The following is a 17,248-nucleotide window of genomic DNA, read 5'->3' on the forward strand; positions in this document are numbered from 1 at the left end:
CCACTGTTGATAACAGGTGTAGTTTTTGGCTTATCAAACGTAGTCGGTGCTCCTTACGAAACGTCGTTTGTCGCTTATCAAACGTCGCACGTCGCGTATCAAAAGTCGTTTTTCGCTTATCAAACGGCGTTCAACCTGTACTCAATGCTCAGATAGCGAACGGCTTACATGAGCCTCAAATAGATCAAATACTCATAAATACACAAAGGTTGGTGTTACGCATGCAGGCGCGCGGGCGCAGGAAAGGGGCATTTAGCGTGCTGGAGCCACCCAGGCCAGCACGAAAAACACCAACCGGGGCTGCGACAACCGTTCATCGGGTGAAGTGATTGCACTATTTCAAGCGTTTACTATCCCTGGTTTAGTTGAAACGACGTTTCGTAAGTCATCCCGTGAAAAACGACGTTTGGTAAGCGGCTGGATCGAGCGCCGAAAAACGACGTTTCGTAAGCTGCTCGCAGCTCTAAGGGCCGAAAAACGACTTTTCATCAGCCGTTTTCAGCTCCCTGAAAAACGACGTTTCGTAAGCTACGTGCACCAGGCAGGGCATTCGCCACCGGGGCACAGGGAAAAACGACGTTTCGTAAGTGCCAGGAGCCGCGTTTTTAGCCTCGTCAGCGCGTTGGCAGAGCTTACCCCCTCTCCTACCCCAGATAAGGGCACAGAAAAGCCCCTAGCGGTGCCAGGGGCTTTCGTAGCAGCCTTGTCGAAGGTCCAGGGTTAAGCCGAGGTGTCCACTTTCACTTCGGGAATGGCCAATCCGCGCTTGCGGAGCTTGGTGAGCAGCTGGTCGACCGCCATCTGTACCACATCACCCACACCCACCTTGTTGCCGTCGCCAGCTTCCAGCTCCAACTGCACGCCGGCAACGCGCAGCACCGGGCCGTACCCGGTCGGGAGCCGGACCGTGTACGACGGGGTGTTGGTGCTCACGGTAGCAGGAGCGGCTGCAGCACCGCGCTTGTTGCGACGTGGGCGTTTTGCGGCTGGAGCAGCGGCGGACTCGGCAGCTGCAGGGAGGTCGTCAGCGTCCGGGCCTGGCTCAGCGGCAACCGGTGCCGGCGCTGCGGAAGGGGTGACGGTAGCAGCGGCCGGAGCAGGCGCAGCAGCAACAGCCGGCGCCGGAGCAGCTTCAGCTGCAGGAGTTGGGGCCACCTCGGGGGCGGGCGCAGGCGTAGTGGTTGGCAGGTTGCCCTGACGAGTACCCGTCTGCGAGGTCAGGGCCAGGCGCCGGGTTTCCTCGCTTAGGGGCTTGCGTTGAAATTTATTTTCCTTAGCCATATACGGCGGGGGTATTCGTTAATGGTCGATACTAGGCCTCAGCTGCGGTTTCCTCGACTTCACGGGGCAGGTCCACTTTCTCGATCAGTTCCTCGCAAAGGGCGTGAATTTCTTTGCCGGCCGTATTGTGAGCTGCGATGCCCCGACGGAAAGCCGAGTTGAGGAAACTGTAGAGCGTGCTGGCCCGCTTGAAGCTTTCCCGCTGAGGCAGGAAGTTGGTAAACATCGGCAGCGGGGAGGTGCGCAGGTATTCCGTCAGGTCGTTCTCTTCGCGCGTGTTGGCCTGGTACATGGTGCGCAGGCCGTAGACAGCGAATGGCTCGTCCATGGTCTTCTGCGCGGCGAGGATGCCGTCGAGAAACGATGCGGTCGAGAGCCGGTCGAACATGGAGGCCCGCATCGGCACGATGACCACGTTGCAGTTGGCTATCATTTCCAGCAGGTCGCCGGAGTCGGAGCGGCCGGGCAGGTCGAGGAATACGATATCGTATTCGTCGGAGTGTTGCTCCAGGTGCGACCAGGCTTCCTCGATGCTCATCGGCAGGATGGGGTAAGCATACTCCTCATCGTCGGCGCGCAATCCTTCGTCGGTAACGGCCCGGATCTGGTAGAGCGACTGCTGCGGGTCCAGGTCCAGTACTCCAACACGGTAGCCGTAGGTAGCAGCCAGCGCGGTAGCCAGCAGGACCGTAAGCGTGCTCTTGCCGGAGCCCCCTTTCTGGTTGGCAATGGTAACGAGTTTCATGGTGATAGGGTGAGGTAGGAAAATGGACGGCGGGGCCCAGGAGCGAACCCAGCGAGGCAAACATAATCGAATCCGTTTACAAGTTGCAATGTTTCACTGTTTGCATGTTGCTTTGTTTCCATGTTTACTCGTTTACTTGTTTACAAATTGCATTGTTTACAAGTTGCTTTGTTTCAGTGTTTCAATGTTTTACTGTTTACTTGTTGCATTGTTTATCGCTTGCCCAATTCCCGATAAATTTTTACCGCAAGCAGACAACTAGGTTTTGTTTACAAATTGTATTGTTGCACTGTTTCAATGTTTAATTGTTTTAAAGTTGCACTGTTTACAAGTTGCATTGTTTACAAGTTTCAAATTCAGGAGGCGGCGCTATCATAGTTCACCTTGGCCGACCGTGTTTCATTGTTTACTTGTTTACTTGTTGCAAAGTATGTGAAACACGCGGGCGTAGGTCAGCTCGGGCCTGTTTCGTTGTTTACTTGCTGCGTTGTTTACAATCCCGCTACTTTTTCCCTACTGCCCGCGCAACTCGAAGTGGCAGCTTCGGCGGTGGCTTGGGGCCACTGCAGCAGCTGGCCGGCCTGACGTCGGGGCAGTTTGGATAGGGGAGGGGTGCAGGCGTCGGGGCAGTCATGCCGGCCAGCTCCGGGGGCAGTAATTCACCCTGGCGTCAGGGGCAGTTTTGAGAGCCAGGCGTCGGGGCAGTTTGGAATGGGCAGTCAGCCGGCGGACGTCGGGGCAATTTGGGGGCGCAGACGAATCGTTCAACGATTTTAGCAAGAGGAGCAACACATTACCAAGTCTAAGGACTTGGTAATGTGTTGCTTGCGGTCAGCATAGCTGACCTTGTGTTGATTTTGCTTAATAACTAGTTGAATTTCAGTATAATTTTGTTGCATTAGCCCTAAAACGAAGATGCCACCAAAGCAACCGGCCGTCCGGGTTACCCCGGGCACCCACCGCAAAGCCACGGCCGCGGCCGACGAGCTGGACCTGACCTTGCAGGAGTACGCCGATGCGGCCATTGCCTACTTTGCCGACCGGGGGCTCAACCCGGTCGATGCCCGCGTACGGGAAGGCACCCTGATCATGTCCCAGATCAAAAAGCTGGGCGACCGGGTCTTTAGCTACCTGCAAGAGCAGGAGCGCACGCTGCTGTTGACGCTGCTGGAAACGGTGGTTAGAACGTTGGTTGAAGTAGGGGCTACCAGGCGCACGGTGGAGCTGCTGGCCAGCCAGGACCAGGAAGAATTTGCCGCGCTTCGCAAGCGAAACAATGCGGCCATAGACAAGGACGTTGAGACCATCCTAAGCGGCGTCAAGCGGCCGGGGCAGCGGGGGGAAAAGGGCGAAAAGAAGCAGAATTAACTACTTAAAATACGCATGTATATCAAGATAATCAACCCCAAAACAGACGGAAAAAACGCGTACAGCAACACTGGTAGCGCCGCGCAGGCCGTCAATTATTTGAAGAAGGAAGCCAAGGAGCACGGTCAAGAAGCAGCCTTTTTCGGCCGGGAATCCGAGCAGTTATCCGGGGACGAAGTGACCCAAATGTTAGACAGAAATGTCAAAGGCTTGCGGGCGCAGGATGCCAAATTCTATTCGTTGGTGATTAGCCCCAGCGCCGCCGAGCTGGCCCACATTGGCAACGATGACGCCAAACTGCGCGCCTATACCCGCGACGTAATGGCGTCCTATGCCGAGAACTTTCGGCTACCAAATGGCAAGAAACTAGGGGCCGAGGACCTGGTTTGGGCCGCTACCCGGCACGACCAGCGCATCCACCGCGGCAGCGACCCGGAAGTCACCGCCGGCGAGAGCAAGCAGGGCCAACTTAAGGAAGGCCTGCAGACGCATATTCACGTCGTGGTATCAGCTCGCGACGCCGACCAGAAGGTAACGCTCAACCCCATGAGCAAGCCTGACCGCTTCAACCGGGTGGAGTTTGCCGCCACCAGCGGGGCACTGTTTACCCAACGCTTCGGGGAGGTGGGCATGACGCCCCTGGAGGTGCCGCGCCCAGGGCTGCCGAGTCGCAGCGCCGTGAAAGCCTTGGTGGACTACATTACCAGCCCGCGCCCGGGCATCAGCGAAGAAGAGCACCAGCGCCGGGCCCGCCGCATCGAGGAGCGCGTCGAGCGCATCAACGGCCAGCTGCCGGCCGACGACCACTTGGACGCGGGCAAGGTGGCCACCATCGGCCGCAACCGTGGCTACGATAAGGTATTCTACTCATCCCTGAAACGCATCGAGCTGCAGGTTGCCGAGGGGCGCCCGCCGGAGCAGCCGTACGAGCTGCTGGCATCCGGTAAGGTGAGCCGACCAGGTGGGCCGGTGCTGCAGGGCGTAGTAGGCATGCAGCAGCTCATTCGCCAGAGCCAGGGCGAACGGGAATCCCGCACCCAGGATATCGGAGGCGATGATGACGAGTTCTACCGCCGGCAGCGTCGAGGACTCGGCCGGGAATAGGTTGGCCGGAGTTTACGGTAGAGCTTATCTTTACCGCAATAGCATCCGACGTCGAGGTACCGGCCAAAGGTTGGTTGCCGGAGAGCCCAGGCAAGGACCAGGGCTCTTTCGCTTTCATTGAGCAGGGGTAGGCTCATTTTCCGGCGCCAACTCATGCAGCTCTAAGGGCTCCAGGGCCAGTTGCACCTGGTGAGTTACTTCACGATCCGGTGTGTTGGCCGGCAAGGCTACTGGAAGCATAGCGCGGGTTACCGGGGCGGAAATCAGGAGTTGCGAAGTTCGTACAGGGCAGAGCCCTTTCTTTTCCCAATGATGAACCGGAATAACCACGTTGTAGGCGTTCAGGTAGTCTGGATCGGTTAGCGATACGCGGGAGGAAGAGAATGCAATTCCATCCAGCCGAGGGGCGTTTTCTGGTTGGTGACTGCGTATCCATTCCAACATGAGGTGCGGAATGATGTACTCTGCATGGAAGGTCTCTTTGGGCTCAGTCGGTATGCTGGCCGCCATGATCAAGGGCCACGTTACTAGAAATTTGATGAGCTGACCATCGTACCGGTGCGGTTTGCCTAGGTACGTTGCGCGTACTTCCTCGACGCGGTTGCGCAGATCGACCAGGACAACCGGCGCATACTTTGAAACCGGATTGACGCGCAGCTTTACTGCGTGCAGGGTCAGCCCAAAGGAGGTTGCGCGTATTTCTTTAAAGGCCAAGTTGACTGAGCTGGCCGCGTAAATACATGGTTGCCCGGCGATGCTGAAGCGTTGAGGCGCCACTAAGTAGCTTTTCTCATAGGGGATGTGAAACATCTCCCGAGGCTGCAACGGCAAATTGTCGGCCCGCAACCGGTAAAGGGTTTCCTGCTCACGCAGGATGTGCAGGCTCAGGTGGCTGGCCGGCGCGTAGAGTTGCTCCACTTCCGTCAGGACCAGATTCTTTGCCAACTCCGCCATTGCGATGCTGGGGCTTCCCTTATCGATGTAGGCCTGCAAAGCCCTGGTTATTCCAATATTCAACTGACGCACGGCTTTGCAGACCAACTCAGCATAAGGTAGCACGCCCAGTCGGCCAACATACTCTGTACGATGGTCGATGACGATGGGCTCTAAGCGTTTGACTAGCTCGAAATACTGGCCCAGCGTGCGTGTTACAAAGTGATAATAACTAGGCTCAGAAGAGTCGCGCCAATTTTTGGGGAGCGTAAAAATTGGGTCCTGGAGTAATTCTTCGACGGTCATGTATTGCGCTGCAGTGGACAGCCGAAAGATAAAGGTTGGGCAAAGGGCAAGGTCGTTGGGTACTGGTAAGTTGGAAGATGCTTAGGAGTTAAAAGCTTAATTAAAGTTTATGTAAAACTTAATCAAAACTCATATACATTGCATTGAATTTACCCCCAAAAAGGCTGCTAAAGGCTCTGCGGTACAGGTATTTTCAATGTGGCTATGCAGGCAGTTCAGGATTATGTAGACTCATTACCGATCAGCGAGACCCTCAAACAGGAGCTCGTAAGTCCCCCGTATCTGCACGCCTACCGGCTCTACCTGAACCTGCCTCGTTACCTAGCGCCGGTGTTTCCGGCCGTGAGCGAGGCCCAGCTCGACCGCCTCACCATCTTTAGCTACCTCTACTTCCGGTTCGTTGTGGCCGTGGACGACGTGCTCGACGCGCCCCTGAGCAGCGACGCCGGCAGCGAGCGGCTGCTGCAGTACCTGGGCCTTTACGAAACGACTGTACTGGGCCTGAGCGAGCTGTTGCCCGCCGGCGGGGAATTCTGGCAAGCCTTCTACGTCTGCAAAAAGCAGTACATCGCCGCCAACCTGCGGGAAAAGCACATTTCCCGGCAGCGGGAAGCCTTCACGGAAGAGAGCTTTGAAGAGCTGGCCAACGGCAAATCCGCCGTGGTCTACGCCCTGGTGCACGCGCTGGCTGTGCTGGCCGGCGACCAACAGCCCGTCGAGGACCTGATCAATTGCCTGCGGGGCATCCACGTTGGCAGCCAGTACCTGGATGACGTCGAGGACTTCCGGCAGGATGCCCGCAACGGCCAGTTCACCTACGCGCACCACCTGGTAGACGTCTTCATCGATAACCACGGACTCGAAGCCCGGGTAGCAGGCGAGGAGTACCGGTTTCGCTACCTCTACACGTCAGGCACGGCCGGCAAACTGATGCAGAAAGGCCGGGCGCACTACCAAGCCAGCCTAGCCATAGCGCAACGGCTGGGGCTCGACGGGCTGGGCCAGTATCTGCAGGCCGAGTTGGACACCTTCACCGAGCAGCTGCGCGCTACCAATGCACTGGTGCAGGAGCTGCGCGGCGACGTGCTACCGGCTACGCTCGTCGCAGGCCAGGTACCAGCAGCTGTTTTGATGTAGGGCCATGCTTGTCACGACTGCCAGCGGCATAAGCCCTTACGATTCGGGCCGGTGGGTAATCAATACCCCCGCCGGCCGGCACGTACTCGTCAACGACGGCGGCGCCGAGCTGTACCGGATTCTGCGCCACGCAAGCACCGTCGAGCAGGCCCGTGAAGTCTTTAACCAGTCCTTCCAGGCCACGCTGAGCGCGGAGGCCTTCGACCGCTTGGTGCAGGCCCGTTTCGGCGGCTACGCCATCCTGCAGCACGACGGCCCGGCCGTGGCCCAGCCCGAATACATTGCGGGCGCCACGCAGCTGCTCACGCCGCGCGCGGCCGGGTGGCTGGCGCTGCCCTTGGTGCCGCTGATGCGCCACCGGTGGTACTGGGGCCTGCTTGGCGCGCAAGTATGCTTCGTCGGGGTAGTAGCAGCCGCGGTGCCCATGCCGACCGCACCGGCAGCAGCGTACCTGGTAGCGGCGCCCTTGGTGTGCGCTTCCTGGGTGGTGCACGAGCTGGGGCACGTTGCCGCCTGCGCAGCAGCTGGCGTGCGCCACGGCGGGATTGGGGTTGGGTTGTATGCCTACCTCTTTCCAGTGCTCTACGCCGACGTTTCCAACAGTTGGCAAGCCCCCAGGGGCGTACGGCTGCGCGTCAACGCCGCCGGCATCTTCGCGCAGGTGCTGCTGGCCAGCGGGCTCACGGTCGGCTACCTGGCAACCCAGTTGCCGGCCTTGTTGCTGGCTTCGGTCTCCATCGGCGTTTCGGCTGCCTGGCAGCTTAACCCCTTCCTGCGCAGCGACGGCTACTGGATGCTGTCGGATCTGAGCAATACGCCCAACCTGCACGCAGCGGCTTCGCAATCTGCACGGCGGGCCTTTTCCCTGGCAGGCTTCCGGGCTTGCCTTGCGGGCCGCGCCAAGCGCCCCACACGCGCTGAGCTGTTGCTGGGCGTCTACGGGGTGCTCAATCGGCTGGTGCTGGTAGCGGTGGTGCTCTGGATGCTCAGCCGGCACGGGCAGGCCATTTGGGAGCTTCCCCTGCAGCTGCCGGCCCTGGTGCGCCAGGCCTGGCAGCTGCACCGGTGGCCGCAGCCGCAGCAGTTGGTCGCCTTAGGCTTCTACGCCATGTGGGCCCGCTTCCTGGTAGCGCAGCTCGTCGGGCGCTACCGCTCATACTCACTGCCGGCCCAGCCGGCCTGATCAATACCGTTGCTTGGCCTAAGCGGGTGAGCCAGGCAACGTCCACCAACACCCGCATCACTTAACCACAGTTGCCCCATGGACAACAACATCAACAACCAACCGAACGAAGCCGAAATTGCTGACCGCATCTCGGCAAGCGCACTCGAAGAGCGCCGCGAGCAAATCAAGCCCAGCTGGTCAATGGGTAGCGACGACCCGGCCGTGTATGAGCACGAGACGCCAGCCGGCGGCTGCTAGGAGCTGCTGCTAGGGGAAACAAAGAAGCCCGGTCAGCGACCTTGTCCTTACCCAAATCTCAGCAAACGCTTCGGCCTTTTGGCCGGAGCGTTTCTTGTTTAAGGAAGCAGGTGGAGCATTGAGGTAGTTGGAAGCCGGCCACTTATGTCCGTAGAGTAGTAACATGCCGTTTTTCACGCGTAGGCTATACCTTGTGGCCATGAAACCACTGCTGCGCTTTCAACTACATGTCGTGAATGCTCCGGCCGGCGTAACGGTGGCCTTGCAGCAGGGCACCACGCAGTTGCTTCCTCCAGTCGTGACGACCAGCGAGGGAGTGCTTCTGTTCGAAACGGAATTGGGTGTTTCCCAAGTAAAAGATCAGCAAGGATTTCGCCTCAGCGGTCCTTGTGTCCACGGCCGGGGTGACGACCGGTTTCTTTACCTGAACTCCGGCACCTTAGCCGGACAGGCTGATTCGTGCTGGACGCGCCGGGCTAAAGTACCGTTACCGGTATTGACCGCCGCCTTGGTGGAGCAGGCATTGGCCGCGCCAAGCGCTGCGTTTCAAGCCCGTATGTGGGGCTGGGCCGCCGATGGTGGCCCAGCCTGCGCCAGCATCCGCCTGCTGGAGGCTGGGTGGCGCTTGGTATCAGCAGCGCCTACCGGTTCGGGGAACGGGTAAAAGCTACCGTCTGAAGAGGCGGGCTATCCGCAGCAGCCTTGGGCCCCTGTTGCTTGAATAGGCGGGCAAGGAACGGTGCCATATGAACAGTACACGCAGCAGTCGCCGGCCAGCGGCTTGAGCATCGTGTGGCAACTGGTGCATTCGTAAAACCATTGACAGGCATCGGTCGGCATCTGCTCCGCTTGGGCGTGGTGACACACCGGACAGGTGAGCACGGACGTTAGCTGAACTGCGGGCGGAGGAGTAGGAGGCATGATCGACAGCATGGGACGTTGCTTAATGGGTAGCAGGATTCAGGACTGTATAGCCCGTGCCGTTAATAGCCGCCTCGACCTGGGCGGCGGGTGTCACGGCGGCATCAAAGCGGACCTGCGCCGTGCCCTGGTCGTAGGATACCTGCACGCTTCGCACGCCCAGCAGTTGCTGCACGTCGTGCTCCACGTGGCGGGCGCAAGCCTCGCAGGTCATGCCGCCAATGCGGTAGGAGCGGGTTTGCAACACCGGGGTTGTACGGGTGGGGAGCAGGGGTGTGGGGGCCGTCGTTGAATAGAACGGCGCGCTGTAGTAGGGGAAGGTCAGCAGCAGCCCGGCCAGCAGGGTAACAGCCGCCAAAAAGCCCCGCGACTGCATCCGTACGGGCTTGGCTGGCATGTCGCAGCCACACGCATCAGCGGCGGGCATGCGGGACCGCAGTTGCTGGTACCAGGCAAAGCCTAGCACGCCGACGGTAAGGGCCACCAGGTATGGCCGTAGCGGCTCCATCCAGGCGAAAGTGGTCGCTACTCCGCCCAGCCCGCCGACAATGGCTAGCAATGGGGTGATACAGCACAAGGAAGCTGCCAGGGCGGCCAGCAGGCCCGCTCCGGCCAGCGGCTTGGTAGGAGACGTCGGCGTAGGGTTCATCGGGCGGAAGTCGCGTGTGAAGTGGACGCCGCGGCCAGCAGCGAATGAATTAACGGTTGCTGCGCAGCAGATAGCGAATAAAAGACGGTTTGGCCCACTTTGCGGGCCTGGATGACCCCGCCGTCTTTGAGCTTCCGCAAGTGCTGGGAGATGGCCGACACGTTCATCTGTAGCACGTCGGCCAAGTCACACACGCATAGTTGTTGCTCCTGGGCCAGCAAAAACAGCATCTGCAGGCGCACGCGATTACCCGCCAAGCTTAGGACAGCCGCCAGCGCGGCCAACCCCGGCTCTACGGACGCCAGGCGCTGCTGGCACTGCTCGATGTAGGCAGTGTCGGCAAACACCCGGATGCACGAGGAAGAAATCATAGTGGTCGTTTCGGCAAAGGTAGCGTTTAGGTATTTTAGTTATTGCTTAAATAATGTCGCACTACCCCCCCCTTCTTCACGGCCGGCGGTTGCCGGCACACCCACCCAGGCCATGACGTGTTCCGCTTTTCCTACGCCCGCCGCGCTGCCGACGCGACGCCTTTCCGAACACTTCGCTGACGCCGACCAGTGGACCCACCGCCAGTTTGGTGCGGTGCAACTCGGGGACCGGCGGCGCACCCGGCGGGTGGAAACGCTGGTTGCCGCGTGGGCGCGCCACCCCGGCGCCAGCATCCCGCAAGCCTGCGCGGGCCAGTCGTATGCCTGCAAGGCCGCCTATTACTTACTGGCGCAGCCCCATGTCACCCCGGACGTGCTGCAGCAGCCGCACCGCGAGCAGGTACGCGCAGCCCTGCAAGAACCCGGCACCTTCCTGTTGCTGGAAGACACGACGGAGGTTATCTGGCCGAAGACGGGCCAGCGCCGCGCGGGCCTCGGACCGGTCGGGCAAGGAGCAGCCGCTAGCCAAGGCGTGCTGCTCCATTCGGTGATTGCCGCCCGCTGGACAGCAGGGGCGGAGCCCGCGTCCACGCGCCGCCCGCCAGTGCCGGTACTGGGGCTGCTGGATCAGCAGTTTTACCTGCGCGTGCCGATCCCTGCCACGGAAAAGGCGTTGGCGTACAACCCCTACCAGCGCCGGCAGAAGCGGGCCCGTGAATCGGATTTATGGACCAACAGCCTGCGTCAGTTAGAGGCTCCACCCACCCACGCCCGCTGGGTCGTGGTGGCCGACCGGGGCGCGGATATTCATACCCACCTGCAGTACTGTCAACAACGCGGCTTGGGCTTCGTCGTACGCTCAGCGCAAGACCGCGCATTGGTGGACCCCAGCAGCGGGGCCTCGGCGGGCAGGTTGCGTGCCCAGGCCAGTACCTGGCCACCGTGTGGGCAGTTCAGCCTACCCCTTCGGACGCGCCCGGGAGCGCCTAAGCGTGATGTGGTACTGCAACTCAGCTTTAGTCCCCTGTTGGCCTTACGGGCGCCACAACGCCCCGGCTTTTCTACCGGCCGCGGTGACCCGGTTCGGTGCGGCGCAGTACGGGTGTGGGAAGCCGGGACGGACGGCCGGGCTCCGGCGCTGGAGTGGCTGCTGCTCTGCGACCAGGCGGCGCAAGACGTAACGCAGGCGTTAGCGTGCGTGCAGCAATACGCCAGCCGCTGGCTGATCGAGGATTTTCACAAGGCGTTGAAAAGCGGCGTGCGAATCGAGCGGCTACAGTTGCACACTGGGCCCCGCCTGTTTGCCGCCATTGCCTTGCTGAGCGTAGTGGCCTTAGCCTTGGTGGATTTACGTGAACAGGTACACCAAATGCCAGCTCAATCCGCAGAACAAGCTGGATTATCGGAAACAGCATTGGCCGTGCTCCGCCGATGTACAGCCAAGCCGCTGCAAACAGGTCGCGATGTCTGGCAGGCTATTGCCCAACTTGGCGGGCATTTAAGCCGTGTGAAGGATAGACTACCTGGGTGGCAAACGTTGTGGAAAGGGTTGATGACCTTACGATTATTAGTAACCGGCTTTCGATTTGCGGTCTACTCGCCGTAGAAATAGAAACGCTCCGGCCAAAAGGCCGAAGCGTTTGCTGAGATTTGGGTAAGGACAAGGTCAGCGACCGGGCTTCTTTGTTTTCTACCGGTGCCCAGAGTATTAGCAGTTAGTAGAAATCAAACCCAAACAGACCGCCACCGGCTTGATCGGTCAGGTGAGGTGGAACAATAAAATCTTTAATTGGAAACTCAGGGATAGAGCGGTTCTGCGGGGAGGGAATTTGATCAGAGTTCAACGTGATGATGTATTGGAACCCTAGTTCTGCTGCAAGGCCAGCGCCGTAAACCCATGCTTTTTCATTCTGCCGCTCATCAACGGGATCGAATAAATGGCTGTCATGCACTAAAAAACCGGGGGTCATATTCCGTTTTCCCGCTACGCGCATCAGCATCATATCGAAACAGAAGACCTGCATGCTGTTTACGCCACGGCTGTTGCGCCCCTGGATGGTGATTGAAAACTCAGGGCCGGTTTCAGTCGGGTAAATGCTTAAGTTTCCCGGGTCGTTGTACAATGCTTCAGAGGCTGCCTCAAATGCCAATACGGCATCTGTAAGCACCGACTCATTTTCTTTGAAATCACGCTGCAGGCGCAAGGATAAATGGCCCTGCTTGATTTTAAGCTCCGCAACCCGTAGTGCTACATCTTCCAGTAGCTTTTGATTTTGCTTGAGGGTTTCTACGTAGGCAACTGCCTTACCAAGTTCTAGTTGAAGCATCGTATGGTGCTCTAAGGCACCATGCGTATGCAGCAGTTGCATGACTTCGCTTCTGCGCTCATCAAGGGCGCTGATCTGTTGTTGAATTTCTTGAATGCGCTGTTCCGCTGCCACTAGCTCTCCTTCCAGATACAGCCGCCGGTTGCGAACAATGGACTCATGGAAGCGCCTTACTTCATCGTACCGTTGTAAAGCCACCCCTGGGAGTACAACTCCAGCTTCCTGATACAGTCGATCCAAGTCGGCCACCGAGGGAGGCGTTTCAGACTGCAACGAAAGGCGCAAATCGTCTACATAATAACGGGTTTGCGCAGCTTCGTCCGCCAGCTCGTTGAGCTGCCGTGTTAGATGGTTTCCTTCCTTTTCACGCTCGGCATAGTCTTGTAAGATTCGAAATGCCTTTAAGGCCGTCGTAAGCCGTTCAACTTCTTTTTGAGCCAGTGTGAGTTGTGTAAAGATCTGTTTGGGGTCTCCGACCACGTTTTTCAAGCCGCCTTCACGCGCAACTCTTTGCAGTTTCTGCGCGCCGGTGATATCCTGACGTAGTTGCTCCCGCTCTTGGCTTATTCGCCAGTCGAGGCCCAACAAGTAGGAAAGGCCGACCCGTACATCGGCGGGCTGCTGCTGGCTTGCCTGTTTGGTTGGCTCAGCCAAGCCGCCGTTTTCGGCACGGCGCACGAAGTAGCTAAACAGTTGGCCGAACGTGGGGCCGTAGGTGCCTAGATCTTCTTCGAGTCCGAACATTACCAACCCCAGTAGTTCACGCCACTTAGCCTGAGCGACGCGAACAGAGGTTTTTCCCTGCATTGGGTCAGCTGGCCAACTGGCAGTAGACCCTTCTAGTAGTTCAATGTCGAGCCACCCAAACGTTGCACCGCTTCGGCTAGCTCGCAGCAGCGCCCCTTTCAAGTCGAACTCCATCGAGAAGGTGTAGGATTCCAGTTCCGGTTTGCGGAAAAGGGAATTGGTATCTCCTTCCTTGCCGACTAAAAAATGAATGAGCTGCAGCAAGCTCGACTTTCCAGATTTGTTGCGCGTTTGCCCGTCGTTGGATTGCTGGAGCTTGTCGGACACAATAATATTCAGACCAGGTCGCAGCTCGACTGGTTTGAACGAAGGGAGGTCACTGGTAATGCGGTAAATCACGGCTTCTTTTTGACAATCCGATTGCCATCTAGGGTGATACTGCCGGTGCAGGCTAGTAAATCAAGCGCCAAGACGAACCAATCGAACGAAATCGGCGAACCGGTGCTGTGACGGGCTTTGAACTCCTCCCACAACACCGAAACAGTCTTAGGTTTGGTTAACAGACCGAGCAAGTGTCCACCAATAGTCAGCAGGGCCCGGTTTTCCGAAAGGTGTTTGGAAGGCAGTATCATAGCTGGCCGGCAAGAGTGGGTGCCGCTTCGAAGATGTCACAGCTCTGGAAGAAATGAGCTAAAACGGCTATAGGGGCCGCCGGGGAATGCTTACGGTGCGCTGAAATGAACGAGAGTAATTCCTCGAAAATTTCGTCTGAACTTATCCGCCTGGCTTTCAATCGTTGATACTCCGCTCGCAGGGTGGCAGCTACTTTTTGACCCAACTCAGGATCGGCCGTGTACTCCTCCAAAAACTTTGCAACTCGGGTGGTGGCATTGTAGCCCCACAGGATAAGTTGTCTATTCTCGGTGCTTAATCCATTAGCCTCAAGCTTGCCATAATCAACTTCACCAACCGTAGCAGTTGCTTCTGGTAACGTGTTTGCGACGTGCTCAAGGGTTATGCGTATCTCGTCAAACGTAATCCTGGAGGGAGGCGGCGCTTCGAAGGGAGGGCCCAGCACGAGAGCAATGTCCTCACGGTCGAGGGCGAACGTGAGTCTGCGCAAGTCGTGGTGAGTCAATTGCTCAATATGCCTGGCCGGATTAGCAGTCCTGAGTTCCAAGAACACCGAAAGCACCGGCGCGGGTAGTCCTTCTAAGCCGTTGTGGACTAAAAACCACTTGCTGACATACTCATCCCAGTGGCGAATAGCCCCTGCAAAATCTTCCCGGACTTTTCTGATTGTTACAGCTGCTTCAATTTCAGCAGGTGCATATACCTGATATATCTCCTTTTTGGAGATGATATAACCGTCGTTCTTTCGGTCCCCTTCTCTGCCCCAGGGAAGCACCCGCACAAAATCACTTCGGTGCGTTAATTCCATGATCTTTGCAAAAAAGTCTTGGAATTCCTCGCCTCGTTTTTTACGGATCAAGAGCTCAAACTCTCGCTCGTACCAAGCCCTGGTAGTAGGATGCATAAGTGACGCGGTAGTACAGTTGTGGGCAAAGAGGCAGGGCTAGTCACTTTTGCCAAAATGCCTTGATCCAAAAGTACGCGCATTTGCTAAAACAAATGGGTGCAGCTTTCTGAGCTGGTAGTGTTGTAAACACCCCGTTAAATCGTGGTTCTACAATACTTTTTTAGGCCCCACTCGTGATCTGTGTCTGCTCCATACGCCTAGCAGCAAACAAGCAGCTACGAGCGCACCAGCAGGCGAAATGAGCCACGGTCGTCGGCGTAGGACGTCTTATCACGCTTGGCCGACTTCAGGTACATTTTCGCTTCCCGGTAAATGTCTGATTTGTGGCTGGCGTTGTCGACCACCGCTTTGTAGTAGCGCTTGGCCGCCGCCACGTCTTTGGCATCGGAGGCCAGGCGCGCCAACTGCAGATTGGCGTACAGGTAGTAGCCGCCGCTGGTTTGTTCCGTGGCTTCCGAGAAGACAATGCAGCGTTGGAAGTAGTCTTTGGCGGCCTGCACGTTCTTGGCTTTGGTCAGCTGCAAATAGCCCAGGTAGTAGGTTGCGTATCGGCCGCTGAAGCCGTCGAAGCCCGGGAGGCCGCGGTTCAGCTTGTCGAGAATGTCGCGGCTGGCCCGCTCGCAGTCCTGAAAGTACCCCTGGTTAAACGTCTGCAGGGCATACTGACGCTGGAAATAGGCGTTGTCCGGGTACTGCTGCACCAGGGTGCGCAGCAGCGGCAGGGCAGCCGCTTCCTGGTTTTCCCGCTCGCTGGAGAGTATGCGCATGAGGAAGAATTTCGCTTCAGGGCCGGTGTAGACGCCGTTGTCGGCCACGTTGCGCAGCTGCTGCAGGCCCAGATTCTTGTTGCCCTTCGGGAAGAGCAGCAGCACCGGCCGCAACCAGGGGTGTTCCTCGCCGATCCACACGGAGTAATAGTTGAACAGGGCTTGGCCGAACAGGAATTCGGGGCTGAGCCCGTTGGCTTCCTGGCTCCGCTCCAAGTACTTCAAGGCGCGTTTCGCCTCGACGGTGGCCTTGGCGTAGTCGCTGCGCTCGGCGTGCAGGCGGGAGGAGAACCCGTAGGCGGCCGAGAGGAAGAAGCAGGCCTCGTAGTTTTTCTCGTCCTTCTCGTAGAGCGCCTGGGCCTTGGTGACGGCCGTGTCCATGTAGGCAAAGAACGGCTTGTCGTAGAGCTTCACCGTCACGTTGCTGGGCATGATCTTCCACCAGGTGCTCAAGCCCATCAGGAAGTACGGCAGCGGGTGCTGCGGGTAGCGGCGGCGCAGGGAGCGAAACTGCTTTTCGGCCCGGTCGAACTTGGAGTTGTAGAGGTTGTGTACGGCCCCGTCCAGCTCCGTCTGAATGTCCTTGTCGAGCAGCAGCCAGCCTTTGGTATCCACGGCTGTCGGGGCCACGTCGATGTTTTCCAGGTTGATGGTGCGCACTGGTCCGGCGGTCGAGTCGGGCAGCTGGGCGTGGCCGGCCTGCGCGAAGAGCAGGGCCACGGCGCTGCAGGCGGCGCGCAGTACCGATGAAATGTTCAACGTTCCGGAAAAGGTGCTAAAGGGTTTCATAAGCTGAGGCTGAGCCGGCACCAGCCATTCCCGGCCGGGCAGGTTATTCACGTAGGACATGCGGTGCTCCCGGACAGGCCGCTCAGGGTGAGGGCAGTAGGGGGGAAGTGGCAAAGCGTTGGTTCCGCTTAGGACCCAGCGGGGTTGTGGGTCGGGCACTCGGGCCAGTTGGGGGCCAGTACCTGGTAGAGCGTATCTAATTGCGCGGCATTGAGGTTGCGGCGCTTGGCCGGGTCCTCGTTGAGCATGTAGGCCAGGGCGGGGCGGGGCAGGCCCGTGGCGGCATGGAGCTCGGTGGCGGAGCGGGGGCCCGCCGGCAGCGTGGCCAGGTGGGCGCGGACAGCTTCGTTTTCGGCGGTGATATTCCGGCCAGCAGGGGCCGGGGCCTTCGGGCGGCCGGCGCCGCGTTTGGGAGCGTCCATCATCCGGTAGCAAACAGGAATTGTAACTGGTGGGCGCGCGAGGAACTGCAGCGGGCCTGCCTGGGCGCAAAATAGGCAAAAGCAGGGCGGGAAAGGGGCCGGTAATCATGGCGGGCAGAGCTTCAGGCAAAGGCCAGGGCGTAGAGCAGTTCGCCCTGGGCGTAGTCTTCGGCCTGTTGCTGTTCGTGGGCGTTGAGCTGGGCAGCTTCCTTGGCGGCAGCGGCTTCACTGCCCCCGCCGGGAAAGGCATAGGGCGTGCCGCCGATGTAGCGCACAACGCGCCATGGACCGTGCAGGAAGGGGCCGGGGGAGGCAAAGAATGGTGACATGGCGAGAAAGGTTGGGCGCTTCGGAAACGAGCCGGGCAGGGGACGCAGCGGGCGCAGCAGCAGCGCGTTGCTCATACCTAATATACGTG

General features: G+C 58.8%; 19 protein-coding genes. 7 read left to right on the top strand and 12 right to left on the bottom strand.

Annotated features, from left to right (window positions below; genetic code table 11):
* Positions 1 to 720: 720 nt before the first annotated feature.
* Positions 721 to 933 carry a hypothetical protein gene (locus FDY95_RS26460; protein ID WP_171025815.1) on the bottom strand — a complete coding sequence of 71 codons (213 nt, stop codon included), beginning with the start codon at positions 931 to 933 and terminating at the stop codon, positions 721 to 723.
* Between the two features lie 379 nt (positions 934 to 1,312).
* A complete protein-coding gene (locus FDY95_RS23090) occupies positions 1,313 to 2,026 on the bottom strand; it encodes a ParA family protein (protein WP_138081565.1) in 714 nt (237 codons plus the stop codon).
* A 915-nt stretch (positions 2,027 to 2,941) separates the two neighbouring features.
* On the opposite strand from FDY95_RS23090, the gene FDY95_RS23095 reads away from it, so the two are divergent.
* Both FDY95_RS23095 and FDY95_RS23100 read left to right on the top strand, forming a co-directional pair.
* A complete protein-coding gene (locus tag FDY95_RS23095; RefSeq protein ID WP_138081567.1) occupies positions 2,942 to 3,394 on the top strand; it encodes a BfmA/BtgA family mobilization protein in 453 nt (150 codons plus the stop codon).
* 15 nt (positions 3,395 to 3,409) lie between these two features.
* The gene (locus FDY95_RS23100; protein WP_138081569.1) at positions 3,410 to 4,498 is read left to right on the top strand and encodes a DUF5712 family protein; all 1,089 of its coding nucleotides are present in this window, start codon (positions 3,410 to 3,412) and stop codon (positions 4,496 to 4,498) included.
* Positions 4,499 to 4,612: 114 nt separating this feature from the next.
* Here the strand turns inward: FDY95_RS23100 and FDY95_RS23105 are convergent, their stop codons facing one another.
* A complete protein-coding gene (locus tag FDY95_RS23105; RefSeq protein WP_138081571.1) occupies positions 4,613 to 5,737 on the bottom strand; it encodes an RES domain-containing protein in 1,125 nt (374 codons plus the stop codon).
* 204 nt (positions 5,738 to 5,941) lie between these two features.
* Here FDY95_RS23105 and FDY95_RS23110 point away from each other — a divergent pair, with 204 nt between their 5' ends.
* The 4 genes from FDY95_RS23110 to FDY95_RS23120 all read left to right on the top strand — a co-directional run bounded on the left by FDY95_RS23110 (position 5,942) and on the right by FDY95_RS23120 (position 8,961).
* Complete coding sequence (locus FDY95_RS23110) at positions 5,942 to 6,874, top strand: hypothetical protein (protein WP_138081573.1); 933 nt, start codon at positions 5,942 to 5,944, stop codon at positions 6,872 to 6,874.
* 4 nt (positions 6,875 to 6,878) lie between these two features.
* Positions 6,879 to 8,057: a zinc metalloprotease gene (locus tag FDY95_RS23115; RefSeq protein ID WP_138081575.1), complete on the top strand. Its 1,179-nt coding sequence runs from the start codon at positions 6,879 to 6,881 to the stop codon at positions 8,055 to 8,057.
* 78 nt (positions 8,058 to 8,135) lie between these two features.
* Complete coding sequence (locus FDY95_RS26465) at positions 8,136 to 8,297, top strand: hypothetical protein (protein WP_171025816.1); 162 nt, start codon at positions 8,136 to 8,138, stop codon at positions 8,295 to 8,297.
* A 199-nt stretch (positions 8,298 to 8,496) separates the two neighbouring features.
* Positions 8,497 to 8,961: a DUF5990 family protein gene (locus FDY95_RS23120; RefSeq protein WP_138081577.1), complete on the top strand. Its 465-nt coding sequence runs from the start codon at positions 8,497 to 8,499 to the stop codon at positions 8,959 to 8,961.
* 23 nt (positions 8,962 to 8,984) lie between these two features.
* On the opposite strand, the gene FDY95_RS26870 is transcribed toward FDY95_RS23120, so the two are convergent.
* The 3 genes from FDY95_RS26870 to FDY95_RS23135 are packed head-to-tail and all read right to left on the bottom strand — an operon-like array spanning position 8,985 to position 10,238.
* The gene (locus FDY95_RS26870) at positions 8,985 to 9,230 is read right to left on the bottom strand and encodes a GDCCVxC domain-containing (seleno)protein (protein ID WP_456237392.1); all 246 of its coding nucleotides are present in this window, start codon (positions 9,228 to 9,230) and stop codon (positions 8,985 to 8,987) included.
* Between the two features lie 10 nt (positions 9,231 to 9,240).
* Positions 9,241 to 9,867, bottom strand: a complete 627-nt coding sequence (gene merTP, locus FDY95_RS23130; RefSeq protein ID WP_138081579.1) for a mercuric transport protein MerTP — start codon at positions 9,865 to 9,867, stop codon at positions 9,241 to 9,243.
* A complete protein-coding gene (locus FDY95_RS23135; protein WP_138081581.1) occupies positions 9,864 to 10,238 on the bottom strand; it encodes an ArsR/SmtB family transcription factor in 375 nt (124 codons plus the stop codon). Before FDY95_RS23135 ends, merTP begins: the two co-directional genes overlap by 4 nt.
* Positions 10,239 to 10,350: 112 nt before the next feature.
* Between FDY95_RS23135 and FDY95_RS23140 the strand changes: the two genes are divergently transcribed.
* On the top strand, positions 10,351 to 11,844 hold the full coding sequence (locus tag FDY95_RS23140; RefSeq protein WP_171025817.1) for an IS4 family transposase: 1,494 nt from the start codon (positions 10,351 to 10,353) through the stop codon (positions 11,842 to 11,844).
* Between the two features lie 109 nt (positions 11,845 to 11,953).
* Here the strand turns inward: FDY95_RS23140 and FDY95_RS23145 are convergent, their stop codons facing one another.
* The 6 genes from FDY95_RS23145 to FDY95_RS23170 form a co-directional block, all read right to left on the bottom strand.
* Complete coding sequence (locus tag FDY95_RS23145) at positions 11,954 to 13,711, bottom strand: ABC-three component system protein (protein WP_138081585.1); 1,758 nt, start codon at positions 13,709 to 13,711, stop codon at positions 11,954 to 11,956.
* Positions 13,708 to 13,944 carry an ABC-three component system middle component 6 gene (locus FDY95_RS23150; protein WP_138081587.1) on the bottom strand — a complete coding sequence of 79 codons (237 nt, stop codon included), beginning with the start codon at positions 13,942 to 13,944 and terminating at the stop codon, positions 13,708 to 13,710. The genes FDY95_RS23145 and FDY95_RS23150 overlap by 4 nt, the downstream gene beginning before the upstream one ends.
* Positions 13,941 to 14,849 carry an ABC-three component system protein gene (locus FDY95_RS23155; RefSeq protein ID WP_138081589.1) on the bottom strand — a complete coding sequence of 303 codons (909 nt, stop codon included), beginning with the start codon at positions 14,847 to 14,849 and terminating at the stop codon, positions 13,941 to 13,943. The genes FDY95_RS23150 and FDY95_RS23155 overlap by 4 nt, the downstream gene beginning before the upstream one ends.
* Positions 14,850 to 15,067: 218 nt before the next feature.
* On the bottom strand, positions 15,068 to 16,378 hold the full coding sequence (locus tag FDY95_RS23160) for a tetratricopeptide repeat protein (protein WP_138081591.1): 1,311 nt from the start codon (positions 16,376 to 16,378) through the stop codon (positions 15,068 to 15,070).
* 158 nt (positions 16,379 to 16,536) lie between these two features.
* Complete coding sequence (locus tag FDY95_RS23165) at positions 16,537 to 16,830, bottom strand: hypothetical protein (RefSeq protein WP_138081593.1); 294 nt, start codon at positions 16,828 to 16,830, stop codon at positions 16,537 to 16,539.
* A 122-nt stretch (positions 16,831 to 16,952) separates the two neighbouring features.
* Positions 16,953 to 17,159, bottom strand: a complete 207-nt coding sequence (locus tag FDY95_RS23170) for a hypothetical protein (RefSeq protein ID WP_138081595.1) — start codon at positions 17,157 to 17,159, stop codon at positions 16,953 to 16,955.
* Positions 17,160 to 17,248 lie beyond the last annotated feature (89 nt).

The organism is Hymenobacter jeollabukensis, from assembly GCF_005771675.1.
Taxonomy (GTDB): Bacteria; Bacteroidota; Bacteroidia; order Cytophagales; family Hymenobacteraceae; genus Solirubrum; species Solirubrum jeollabukense.